Here is a 470-nt window from a genome sequence, read left to right on the forward strand (position 1 = left end):
CTGGTGCGCGAGCGCATCGGGCCGGTCGCCGCCTTCAAGACCGTGGTGACGATCAAGCGCCTGCCCAAGACACGGTCGGGAAAGATCCTGCGCGGCACCATGCAGAAGATCGCCGACAAGGAGGCGTGGATGATGCCGGCGACGATAGACGACCCGGCCATCCTCGACGAGATCACCGCGGCGATGAAGGCGCGCGGGATCGGGATTTGACGCTGACGCGGCGACCGGTTTTGCGCAGCCTGCCATTGCCGGTTGGCCAATCCTGATCGGCAAGCAATACTTTTATTGTGCAATGCAGCAAGCCACCCTACAGTGTCTGCCGGGGGGCCATCCACGGTACGGTATGGCTCAGCAGAAAATTACCTTTGGCGGCGTCGACATCCTGCGGTTTCTCGCCGCCGTTCTGGTCATGATCTACCACTATGGCTTCTGGGTGTGGGCCTATCCCGATGGCATCTCGGCACAGGCCA

At 61.9% G+C, this 470-nt stretch carries 1 protein-coding gene; it reads left to right on the forward strand.

The features are described 5' to 3' along the window. Positions 1-210: AMP-binding enzyme (locus ACWTU8_RS32500; RefSeq protein WP_455851333.1), on the forward strand; the 210-nt coding region annotated here is incomplete at its 5' end. Positions 211-470 lie beyond the last annotated feature (260 nt).

The organism is Mesorhizobium sp. BHbdii (assembly GCF_053848045.1).